This is a genomic window from uncultured Flavonifractor sp. (genome assembly GCF_944387675.1).
In the GTDB taxonomy this organism is placed as follows: Bacteria; Bacillota; Clostridia; order Oscillospirales; family Oscillospiraceae; genus Flavonifractor.
Genome location: NZ_CALXFV010000090.1, coordinates 1 through 9,313 on the forward strand (window position 1 = coordinate 1; position 9,313 = coordinate 9,313).

Consider the following 9,313-nt stretch of genomic DNA (forward strand, 5'->3'; position numbering starts at 1 on the left):
CTGAACAAGCGCAACAAGAACGACTTTGTGCTGTGGTTCACCAAGTCCAAGTTTGAGGACCAGGCCCTGAAGTGGGACTCCCCCTGGGGAGTGGGCTATCCCGGCTGGCACATCGAGTGCTCCTGCATCTCCATGAAGTACAACGGGGAGTACCTGGACATCCACTGCGGCGGCATTGACAACGCCTTCCCCCACCACACCAACGAGATTGCCCAGTCCGAGGCCTACCTGGGCCATCCCTGGTGCAAATACTGGATGCATGTCCACCACCTGAACACCAACTCCGGCAAGATGAGCAAATCCAAGGGGGAGTTCCTCACCGTCTCCCTGCTGGAGGAGAAGGGGTACGACCCCCTGGTGTACCGCTTCTTCTGCCTCCAGTCCCACTACCGCAAGGGGCTGGTGTTCTCCTGGGAGAACCTGGACAACGCCAGGGCGGCCTACGACAAGCTGGTGGGCCGCGTGGCCGCCCTGTCCGATGACCCCGCCCCGGTGGACGAGGAGGCCGCGGCCAGGTACAAGGCCGCCTTTATCGAGGCGGTGGGCAACGATTTGAACACCTCCCTGGGCATCACCGCCCTGTACGACGTGCTGAAGGCCGACGTGAACGACGCCACCAAGCGTGCTCTCATCGGCAGCTTTGACCAGGTGCTGGGCCTGAGCCTGCTGGAGAAGGCGGCGGCTCTGCGGGAGAAGGCGGCCGCGCCGGTGGAGGGGGCCGAGGAAATCGAGGCCCTCATCGCCAAGCGGCTGGAGGCCAAGAGGGCCAAGAACTGGGCCGAGGCCGACGCCATCCGGGATCAGCTCAAGGCCATGGGGGTGGAGATCAAGGACAGCAAGGAAGGCACCACCTGGACCCGGGTGTGAGCCTTTGGAGAAAAGAAGCGGCGGCACGCCGGGGAAGCCCCCCGGCGTGCCGCCGCTTTTCCGCTCGGCAGATTTCAGTAGGCGGCCACCACGCCGCCGTCGTTGGCGTACACCGTGGAGATGCCGCCGGTCTCGCTGATGAGGACGTCGGAAAACTGGCACTGTTTCTGCACCAGCTCCCGCAGGTGGTAGGCCCGGTCCAGGCAGTTGCAGTGGACAATGGCCAGCCGCCTGCCGGCGTGGCAGGGGTCGGCGGCCATCATGGCCGCCATCTTGCCAAGGGCCTGCTTCACCGACATGGCCTGCCCCCGCTTGCAGATCTCCCCCTCGGGGGTGGAACCCAGCAGCAGCTTGATCCGCAGGGTGCTGGTCACCAGAGACTGCATCCGGGTGAGCCGGCCGTTCTTCCGCAGGTTGTCCAGATTCTCCAGGACAAACAGGGTGTCCATCTCCTCAATGTACCGGGACACCTGGGCCACCACCGTGGAGAAGTCCATGCCGGACTGGGCCAGCTCCTGAATTTTCAGCGCCACCAGCACCTCCCCGGCGGAGGCGGAGCAGGAGTTGAAAATGTGGACGTTGGAGCCGGGGTGCTCCTCCAGCCACAGGCTGCAGGCCTGGGCGGCGGCGTTGTGGGACCCGGACAGCAGGGCGGACAGGGTGACCACGTAGAGATCCTCCGCCCCGCAGGCAAAGGCGTCCAGATACTGGGCGGGGGAGGGGCAGGAGGTGTGGGGCGCGGTGGGACACTCCTTCATGGCGTGGAGCAGCGCCCCACGGTCAAAGCAGGCGTCGTCCACGATGGACTGCTCCCCCACGTGAATGGTCAGCGGTACGCTGAGGAAGGAACCGTCCCGCAGCTGGGCGGGCGTCAGGTCGCAGCAGCTGTCAACAATAATTTTAAAGCTCATAACAGAAATCCTCAAATATAATATAAAAGATTACATCCGCTCTTTGGGTCATTGTATCATCCTTGCCGGGAAAAGTAAAGGGAGAAGATGCAAACAAATTGGATTTCTCTGGATGGCTCAGGCGGGCCAGGCAAACTTGTCCGGGGCGCCCACCAGAATCCGGGCCGAGCAGGGGGGAACGGGCAGCCAGGTGCGGCCGCCGTCGTTGTTGAAGATCCGGTTGTCGTTGAGCACATCCTGGAGCACCGGCTCATTGTGCTTAAACTCCACGTGGACCTCCTCCGGCTCCAGATTGAGCACCACGTATACCCGCTGGCTGTCGGTGGCCCGGCGGAAGACCAGCTGCTGGTTTTTGATGAGCACGTTCTCGTACCCGCCCTCACGCAGGGCGGGGAAGGCGGCGCGGATGGCGGCCAGCTTGCCGAGGTGGGCGCACAGGCTCTGGTCCAGCTGTTCCATCTCCGCCAGCTCCAGGTGGGGGCGGAGGGCCGCGTCGGAGGTTTTGGTGCGCGCCCCCTTCAGGGCCCACTCGCTGCCGTAGTAGAGGGAGGGGATGCCGGGCATGGTGTACAGCAGGGTGTACAGGTTCCGGATATGGTCGGGGTTGGTGAGCTTGGAGGCCAGCCGGTCCACGTCGTGGTTGTCGGCGAAGTTGTACAGGCTCAGGTTCCGGTAGATGCCCCCGGGGCCGAACTGGCGGTGGAGGGAGTGGGCGATCTCGAAGTAATTCTTGTCGTTGTGGGAGGACCACAGGCCCTTCCAGCACTCATAGTTGGTGACGCTGTCCAGCATCTCCGGGTTGGCCCAGCGGGCGTAGTCCCCGTGGATGATCTCCCCCATCAGCCAGAACTCCGGATTTCTGTCCTTCACAAAGCCCTTGAGGGTGCGGAAGAAGTCGAAATCCACGCAGTCGGCGGCGTCCAGCCGCAGCCCGTCGATGTGGAAGGCGTCCATCCACATGGTCACCGCCTCCAGCAGGTGGTCCACCACCTGGGGGTTGCGCAGGTTGAGCTTCACCAGCTCGTAGTGGCCCTGCCAGCTGTCGTACCAGAAGGGGTCCCCCATGGGGGAGGGGCCGCCGAAGTTCAGGTTATGGAACCAGCCGCAGTAGGGAGAGGCCTGGCCCTTCTCCTGGACGTCCTTGAAGGCCCAGAAGGCCCGGCCCACGTGGTTGAACACCCCGTCCAGCACCACCCGGATGCCGTTTTCGTGGAGCTCGCCGCACAGCTTGGCGAAGGACTGGTTGTCCCCCAGGCGGCAGTCGATCTGGAAGTAGTCGGCGGTGTCGTAGCCGTGCTTCACCGACTGGAACACCGGACCCAGGTACAGGGCGTTGACGCCCAGCTCCTTCAGGTGGGGAATCCACGCCCGCAGCTGCTCCAGCCGCTGCACCGGAGCCCCGAAGTCGTTGTACTCCGGTGCGCCGCAGAATCCCAGGGGGTAGATGTGATAGAACACGGACTTGGTGGACCAGTGACTCATAGCAATGCCTCCGTTTCAATGGATAACCTGGTTATGCCTGCTCTTCCTCCAGCTCCCGCAGCAGCTTCTGGTCCTCCTTGGAGGACAGGTCCAGCTTTTCATACAGGTCGGGCCGCCGCTGCCGGGTGCGGAGGATGGACTGTTTCCGCCGCCACCGGGCGATGCTCTTGTGGTCGCCGGAGCGGAGGATGGGGGGGACCTTCCGGCCGTGCCACTCCTCCGGCCGGGAGTACTGGGGGTACTCCAGAAGGCCGTTCCAGTGGCTCTCATTCTCAAAGCACTCGGGGTCGGACAGCACCCCCGGCACCAGCCGGGCCACCGCGTCGGCCACCACCATGGCGGCCAGCTCCCCGCCGGTGAGGACGAAGTCCCCGATGGAGATCTCCTCGTCCACGCACTCCTCGATGAACCGCTCGTCAATCCCCTCGTAGTGGCCGCATACCAGGATCAGATGGTCGAAGCCGTCCCGCAGGCGGCGGGCGTGGGCCTCGGTAAAGGTGGTGCCGGCGGGGGAGAGGTAGATGGTGTGTCCCGGCCCGTAGGTGTCGGTGATGTGCTTCCAGCACTGGTAGAGGGGGTCGGCCTGCATCACCGCCCCCCGGCCGCCCCCGTAGGGGTAGTCGTCCACCTGCTTCTGCCTGCTCAGGGTGTAGTCCCGGATCTGGTGGGCCTCAATGCGGATCAGGTCCCGCTCCTGCGCCCGGCCCAGAATGGACTCGTTCATCATATCGCCCACCGTCAGGTCGAAGAGGGTCATGATGTCGATTCTATACATCGGTGCGCATCCCCTCAATGAGCCGGACCTTGAGGTAGCCGGCCTCCACATTGGTCTCCGCCAAAAATTCGTCCACGGCGGGAATCAGATACTCGTGCTCCCCCCGCACCACGTAGACCTCGTGGGCGGGCGGGGTGAGAATGTCGGCCACCACGCCCAGCTTCTCGCCGGTGGTGGCGTCGAGCACCTCCAGCCCCATCAGGTCGGCCAGGAAGTGCCGGCCCTCCGGCAGTACCACCCCGGTGCGGTCGATAAACACCGTCTTGCCCTTCAGGGCCATGGCGGCGTTGACGTCGTCCACCCCCTCCAGCACGGCCAGCACGTTCCCCTTGTGGACCCGGGCGGCCCGGACCTTCACCGGCCGGCCGTCCAGATAGAGGGTGTCAAACTGGCAGAGGAACTCCGGCGTGTCGCACCAGGGGACGATCTTCACCTCGCCCCGGATGCCGTGGGTGTTGACAATCTGCCCGGCTTCAAGATACTGATGTTTCATATCCTTGGACCTCCCGCAGCGGCGGGCGCAGGATCGCCCGTCCGCAGCCTATAGCATACCACATTTTTCCCCCGGCCGCCAGACGGGACGGCCGATTTTCGGGCAGAAAAAACGGCGGGGCAGACCCCGCCGTTTTTCAGTCGATGATCTCAACGGAGACCTTGGTACCCTGGCGCTGGGCCACGGAGCGCATCAGCGTGCGGATCTCCTTGGCGATGCGGCCCTGGCGGCCGATCACCTTGCCCATGTCCTCGGGGGCCACCCGAAGCTCCAGGACGGTCTCACTCTCGCCGGCGTGCTCGGTGACCACCACGGAATCGGGGTGATCCACCAGGCTGCGGGCGATGTAGGTGAGCAGTTCCTTCATGCCAGCCTGACCTCCAAATTAGATGGCGCCAGCTTTTTTCAGCAGAGCCTTTACCGTCTCAGTGGGCTGAGCACCGGTCTTGATCCAGGCCTGGGCGCGCTCGGCGTCCACCTTGATCTCGGCGGGCTGGGTCAGAGGGTTGTAGGTGCCGATCTCCTCGATGAAGCGGCCGTCACGGGGATAGCGGGAGTCCGCCACCACGATGCGGTAGAAAGGAGACTTCTTGGCGCCCATACGACGCAGTCTGATCTTAACCATTGTATCTTCACCTCCATGTAAGTTTCAAACATCTATGGAAACGCGGCACGCCGCGCTTACCAACCGCTAAAAGGGCAGGCCGGGCAATTTGCCCAAGCCGCCCAGCTTGCCCATCCGGCTCAGCTTCTTCCTGTTCTTGCCGGAGAACTGGCGGCTCATCTGCTGCATCAGCTCGAACTGCTTGAGCAGCCGGTTGATCTCCACCACCTGGGTGCCGGAGCCGGCGGCGATCCGCTTCTTCCGGCTGTTGTTCAGCAGGGAGGGGTCCTCCCGCTCGGCGGGGGTCATGGACAGGATGATGGCCTCGGTGCGGGTGAGGGCGGATTCGTCCACCACGGCCCCCTCCAGCGCCTTGCCGTTCATGCCGGGCAGCATCCCGGCAATGTCACTGAGGGAACCCATGCCCTTGAGCTGCACCAGCTGGTCGTAAAAATCGGACAGGGTGAACTTGTTTTTCCGCAGCTTCTGCTCCAGCTCGGCCGCCTTCTGGGCGTCAAAGCTCTGCTGGGCCTTCTCAATGAGGGAGAGCACGTCTCCCATGCCCAGAATCCGGGAGGCCATCCGGTCCGGGTAGAACAGATCCACCTGGTCCAGCTTCTCCCCCTGGCCCACAAACTTGATGGGCTTGCCGGTGACCGCCTTGATGGACAGGGCCGCGCCGCCCCGGGCGTCGCCGTCCAGCTTGGTGAGCATCACGCCGGTGAGGTCCAGCGCCTCGTCAAAGGCCTTGGCGGCGTTCACCGCGTCCTGACCGATCATGGCGTCCACAATGAGCAGAATCTCGTCGGGCTCCACCGCCGCCTTCATCTGGCGCAGCTGGTCCATCAGCTCCTCGTCCACGTGGAGCCGGCCGGCGGTGTCGAGAAAGACCAGGTCGTTGCCGTGGCGCTTGGCATGCTCAATGCCCGCCTTGGCGATGTCAATGGGATTTGCCTGCCCCATCTGGAACACCGGCACGTCCACCTGGGCGCCCACCACCTCCAGCTGAGTGATGGCGGCGGGACGGAAGGTGTCGCAGGCCACCAGCAGGGGCCGCTTGCCCTGCCGCTTGAACAGCCCCGCCAGCTTGGCGCCGTTGGTGGTCTTGCCCGCGCCGTTGAGGCCGCACAGCATCACCACCGTGGGGGGCTTGGGGGAGAGGTTCAGCTTGCTGTTCTCCCCGCCCATCAGGGCCGTCAGCTCCTCGTTGACGATCTTGACGATCATCTGGGCGGGAGTCAGGCTCTCCAGCACGTCGGAGCCTACCGCCCGCTCGGTGACCGAGGAGACAAACTGCTTGACCACCTTGAAGTTGACGTCGGCCTCCAGCAGGGCCATGCGGATCTCCTTCATGGCCTCCTTCACGTCGGCCTCGGTGAGGCGGCCCTTGCCCCGCAGCTTCTTGAACGCCGCGGAGAGCTTTTCAGTCAATCCCTCAAATGCCATGGGTCACTCCTGTTTCAGCTGGGCCAGCAGGTCCCGGATGCGGCCGCATTGCAGCTCCACCTCGTCGTCCTGCCAGTTCCGGTCGTTGCGCTGGGCGATGACCTCCACCGCCTCCTGGATCTGGGCAAACTGCCCCTGCATCTGATGAAAGCGCTTGATGATGCCAGTCTTGTCCTCCAGCTCGGTGAGCACCGCCTCCGCCCGGACAATCACATCCCGCACCCCCTGCCGGGTGATGCCGTAGTTCTCCGCGATCTCCGCCAGAGACAGGTCCTCGTTGTAATAGAGGTCGTAGAACTCCTTCTGCCGGTCGGTGAGCATGTCGCCATAGAAATCATAGAGCAGTGCCATACGGTATGCCTGATTTTTCACTTCGCCGCCTCCCTCCGTGCCTCCGGTGGTTCTGTAAAGGAAGTAAAGTTTCATAGCTTTACAACAAGAAGGATGATACACGATTTTTCCCCATTTGTCAAGAGAAAATTTCCCCTGGCAGCGGGCGCATATTCTGGCGGTTTTGGCAGAGACTATGGGCGATTACCAAATAAGGAGGTCCTGTCATTGAACTACCGCATTCTGACCGCGGCGCTGGCGGGGGCGCTGCTGCTGACCGCCGGCCTGCCCGCCACGGCCTTTTTCTTTGAGGAGGAGGTCCAGGCCCCGGTGGCCTGCGATCTGCTGAAAAACGCCGCCGTAGGCGAGTCCCTCACCTTTACGCAGGCGGATTTCCGCACCGAGGGCGGGACGCTGGACGCCATTGTGATCTCCGAGCTGCCGGACAGCCAGGCGGGGAGCCTGACCCTGGGGGGCCGGCTGCTGCGGGTGGGGGATGTGATCTCCATGGAGGCGGTGGAGGGGCTGAGCTATACCGCCAGGGACTGCCTCAATCCCTCCACCGCCCGCTTTCAGTTTCTCCCGGTGTTTACCGACGGCACCAGCGGGGCGGAGGCGGCGGCGGAGCTGTTTTTGCTGGCGGAGGCCAACGGCGCGCCGGTGGCCCGGGATCTGGAGCTGACCACCTATCAGAACGTGGCGGTCACCCAGCGCTTTCACGGGGTGGACCCGGAGGGGGACCTGCTCACCTACCACCTGGTGAAGAAGCCCGCCCGGGGGGCGGTGACCATTCAGGAGGACGGCAGCTTTGTCTACACCCCCTACGAGAACAAGACGGGGAAGGACAGCTTCACCTATGTGGCGGTGGACGCGGTGGGCAATGCCTCCGACCCGGCCACGGTGAAGGTGAAGATTGAAAAGCCGGACACCAAGGTGACCTACGCCGACCTGTCGGGCCATCCCGCCCACAAGGCTGCCGTCCGCCTGGCGGAGGAGGGGATCTTTGTGGGGGTGTGTATGGACGGGGCCTACTTCTTCCAGCCGGAGGAGCCGGTGACCCGCAGCCAGTTTGTGGCCATGGTGATGGATGCGACCGGACTGGAGGCGCTGGAGGGGGTGGAGCGCACCGGCTTTGCCGATGACGAGGCCATCCAGACCTGGGCCAAGCCCTACGTGGCTGCGGCCCTGAAAAGCGGACTGGTCCAGGGCAGCCAGGACGGGGCCGGCCGGGTGGTGTTCCAGGGGGAGCGCCCCATGACCGCAGCGGAGGCGGCGGTGCTGCTGGACCGGGCGCTCCAGGTTACCGATGTGGACGCCCAGACCTTTGCCGGCGCCGGCGCCCCGGCCTGGGCGGCCCAGTCGGCGGCCAACCTGTCCACCTGCGGAATGCTGGACGGGGCGGAGAATCTGGGCGCGGAGCTGACCCGGGGCCAGGCGGCCCAGCTGCTGTGCGCCGCCCTGGAGCTGCTGGACAGCCGGGATACCGGCTGGTTCTGAGGCGCGGAGAAAGGACCTGCCGCCAGGCGAAGGAGCACTTGCTCCCCGCCTGGCGGCAGGTCCTGATGGTTTTGTCCGGGTTCCCCGGCGGAGGGACTCACCGCCGGGGGAGGAGCACGGTGAAGACGGTCCCCGTCTCTGCCCGGCTGGACACGGTGATGGTACCCCGGTGATGCTCCACAATGGCCTTGGCAATGGCCAGGCCCAGGCCGTAGCCCCCCTGACTCCGGTCCCGGGCGGCGTCCGCCCGGTAGAACCGCTCAAACAGGTGGGGCAGGTGCTCCGGCGGGATGGGGGCGCCGGTGTTGCGCACGGAGAGGCGCAGCTTGTCCTGCTGCCGGGCCAGCTCCAGGGTCACCGTACCCTGGGGACCGGCGTATTTGATGGCGTTGTCCAGCAGAATCCGCACCAGGCGCCGCAGCTGCCCCTCGTCGCCGGTGAGGGTGAGGGCCGGCTCCACCCGGGCCTCCAGCGCCACGCCCGCCTCAAAGGCCACCGGCTCGAAGGGGAGCAGGCAGCCCTGGACCAGCTCGCTCAGGTCTGCCTCGGCGGGGTGGAATGGCTGCCCGGTGGCGTCGGACTTGGCCAGGAAGAGCAGATCCTCCACCAGCCCCTTCATCTGCCGGGCCTCCTCCTGGGTGTATTCCAGCCACTTGGACTGGGCGGCCACGGTGTCCTCGGGGTGGGCCAGCACAATGCCGGTGTTGGCCAGAATGACGGTGAGGGGGGTTTTCAGCTCATGGGAGGCGTCGGCCACAAACTGCCGCTGCTGCTTCCAGGCCCGCTCCGCGGGCCGGAGGGCCAGGGAGGAGAGGAACAGACCCACGAAAAAGCGGGTGGCCATTGCCCGGGCCATTGCCGCCCGCTCCCCCATCCTCATGGCCGACGAGCCCACCGGCGCCCTGGAC

At 64.8% G+C, this 9,313-nt stretch carries 10 protein-coding genes and 2 pseudogenes; 3 read left to right on the forward strand and 9 right to left on the reverse strand.

Annotated elements, in window-relative coordinates:
• A pseudogene (cysS, locus tag Q0J74_RS08780) lies at positions 1-867 on the forward strand (cysteine--tRNA ligase); the annotation flags it as partial.
• A 74-nt stretch (positions 868-941) separates the two neighbouring features.
• Here cysS and Q0J74_RS08785 read toward each other — a convergent pair.
• The 8 genes from Q0J74_RS08785 to ylxM all read right to left on the reverse strand — a co-directional run bounded on the left by Q0J74_RS08785 (position 942) and on the right by ylxM (position 6,950).
• Positions 942-1,778: a DegV family protein gene (locus Q0J74_RS08785; RefSeq protein ID WP_297213468.1), complete on the reverse strand. Its 837-nt coding sequence runs from the start codon at positions 1,776-1,778 to the stop codon at positions 942-944.
• A 117-nt stretch (positions 1,779-1,895) separates the two neighbouring features.
• Complete coding sequence (locus Q0J74_RS08790; RefSeq protein ID WP_297213471.1) at positions 1,896-3,260, reverse strand: alpha-amylase family glycosyl hydrolase; 1,365 nt, start codon at positions 3,258-3,260, stop codon at positions 1,896-1,898.
• A gap of 31 nt (positions 3,261-3,291) precedes the next feature.
• On the reverse strand, positions 3,292-4,035 hold the full coding sequence (trmD, locus tag Q0J74_RS08795) for a tRNA (guanosine(37)-N1)-methyltransferase TrmD (RefSeq protein ID WP_297213474.1): 744 nt from the start codon (positions 4,033-4,035) through the stop codon (positions 3,292-3,294).
• On the reverse strand, positions 4,028-4,528 hold the full coding sequence (gene rimM / locus Q0J74_RS08800; RefSeq protein ID WP_297213478.1) for a ribosome maturation factor RimM: 501 nt from the start codon (positions 4,526-4,528) through the stop codon (positions 4,028-4,030). The genes trmD and rimM overlap by 8 nt, the downstream gene beginning before the upstream one ends.
• 136 nt (positions 4,529-4,664) lie before the next feature.
• On the reverse strand, positions 4,665-4,895 hold the full coding sequence (locus Q0J74_RS08805) for a KH domain-containing protein (protein WP_297213482.1): 231 nt from the start codon (positions 4,893-4,895) through the stop codon (positions 4,665-4,667).
• Between the two features lie 18 nt (positions 4,896-4,913).
• Entirely contained in the window at positions 4,914-5,153 is a 240-nt protein-coding gene (gene rpsP, locus Q0J74_RS08810; RefSeq protein ID WP_087346996.1) for a 30S ribosomal protein S16, read from the reverse strand.
• A gap of 66 nt (positions 5,154-5,219) precedes the next feature.
• A complete protein-coding gene (gene ffh, locus Q0J74_RS08815) occupies positions 5,220-6,578 on the reverse strand; it encodes a signal recognition particle protein (RefSeq protein ID WP_297213492.1) in 1,359 nt (452 codons plus the stop codon).
• A 3-nt stretch (positions 6,579-6,581) separates the two neighbouring features.
• Positions 6,582-6,950 (reverse strand): YlxM family DNA-binding protein, encoded by a 369-nt coding sequence (ylxM, locus tag Q0J74_RS08820; protein WP_297213495.1) that lies wholly within the window; start codon positions 6,948-6,950, stop codon positions 6,582-6,584.
• Positions 6,951-7,136: 186 nt separating this feature from the next.
• Here ylxM and Q0J74_RS08825 point away from each other — a divergent pair, with 186 nt between their 5' ends.
• On the forward strand, positions 7,137-8,405 hold the full coding sequence (locus tag Q0J74_RS08825; protein ID WP_297213499.1) for an Ig-like domain-containing protein: 1,269 nt from the start codon (positions 7,137-7,139) through the stop codon (positions 8,403-8,405).
• A gap of 97 nt (positions 8,406-8,502) precedes the next feature.
• Here the strand turns inward: Q0J74_RS08825 and Q0J74_RS08830 are convergent, their stop codons facing one another.
• Positions 8,503-9,261 carry a sensor histidine kinase gene (locus tag Q0J74_RS08830; RefSeq protein WP_363315573.1) on the reverse strand — a complete coding sequence of 253 codons (759 nt, stop codon included), beginning with the start codon at positions 9,259-9,261 and terminating at the stop codon, positions 8,503-8,505.
• Here Q0J74_RS08830 and Q0J74_RS11110 point away from each other — a divergent pair.
• Positions 9,233-9,313: pseudogene (locus Q0J74_RS11110) on the forward strand (macrolide ABC transporter ATP-binding protein); the annotation flags it as partial. The gene Q0J74_RS08830 and the pseudogene Q0J74_RS11110 overlap by 29 nt on opposite strands.

Coding starts and splice junctions, on each gene's coding strand:
- Q0J74_RS08785 (WP_297213468.1), bottom strand. CDS start 1,778: ATGAGCTTTAAAATTATTGTTGACAGCTGCTGCGACCTGACGCCCGCC.
- Q0J74_RS08790 (WP_297213471.1), bottom strand. CDS start 3,260: ATGAGTCACTGGTCCACCAAGTCCGTGTTCTATCACATCTACCCCCTG.
- trmD (WP_297213474.1), bottom strand. CDS start 4,035: ATGTATAGAATCGACATCATGACCCTCTTCGACCTGACGGTGGGCGAT.
- rimM (WP_297213478.1), bottom strand. CDS start 4,528: ATGAAACATCAGTATCTTGAAGCCGGGCAGATTGTCAACACCCACGGC.
- Q0J74_RS08805 (WP_297213482.1), bottom strand. CDS start 4,895: ATGAAGGAACTGCTCACCTACATCGCCCGCAGCCTGGTGGATCACCCC.
- rpsP (WP_087346996.1), bottom strand. CDS start 5,153: ATGGTTAAGATCAGACTGCGTCGTATGGGCGCCAAGAAGTCTCCTTTC.
- ffh (WP_297213492.1), bottom strand. CDS start 6,578: ATGGCATTTGAGGGATTGACTGAAAAGCTCTCCGCGGCGTTCAAGAAG.
- Q0J74_RS08830 (WP_363315573.1), bottom strand. CDS start 9,261: ATGGCCCGGGCAATGGCCACCCGCTTTTTCGTGGGTCTGTTCCTCTCC.